This is a genomic window from Campylobacter concisus UNSWCS (assembly GCF_000466685.1).
Lineage (GTDB): Bacteria > Campylobacterota > Campylobacteria > Campylobacterales > Campylobacteraceae > Campylobacter_A > Campylobacter_A concisus_A.
In genome coordinates this window covers 1-607 of record NZ_ANNG01000094.1, presented here as the reverse complement: position 1 = coordinate 607, position 607 = coordinate 1, and the positions used below count along the sequence as shown (strand labels likewise).

General features: G+C 31.8%; 1 protein-coding gene. It reads right to left on the bottom strand.

Features of this window, described 5'->3' with window-relative positions; genetic code table 11:
* Positions 1–607, bottom strand: a 607-nt coding sequence (locus UNSWCS_RS12100) for a hypothetical protein (protein ID WP_035144070.1), incomplete at both ends; no start/stop codon positions are given.

Genomic DNA, 607 nt, shown 5'->3' with positions numbered 1-607 from the left:
TGTATTAAACTCATCCTTGATATCCTTTTGCCCACTCTTAGTTAGCACCCTTAAATCCATACTACCATCTACATTTGAGCTTATACTAGTATTTACTAGATCTTTTGTTAGTTTAGTGGTATCTCTATTTAGTCTTGTTAGATCATCAGAGCTATCTTTATCAACTATCTCTATGTTGCCACTACCTAGAGTTGTTAGGTTTTTAGATAGTGTGTAGCTTAAATTTCTATGGTTAGATAGATCTATTGATTTAAGACCTGTAAATTTATCTTCTTGATTGTTATTTGATCTGCTATCTTTATTGTTTTTATCTTCTAGGATATAGTTAGCTCCTATACTAAAGTTTGTTCCTTTGTTGTAGCTTGTATTTGATAGATTCTCATAGCTTAGGGTGTCTGTTTTTAAATTTAGGTTATGGTTATCTATAAAGGTATTATCTTTATCATACTCTCCTGCTGCTAGAAGTGATCCTTTTAGATGAGTGTTTTTACCTACCTCTACGTTTAGCTCATTGGCTGTTATAGATGAGAGGATAGTTTGTTTAGTTATTGTATTTGAGCTTGATCTAGAGAAATTTGCATTGGTGCTAGATTTATCTATGGTGTTA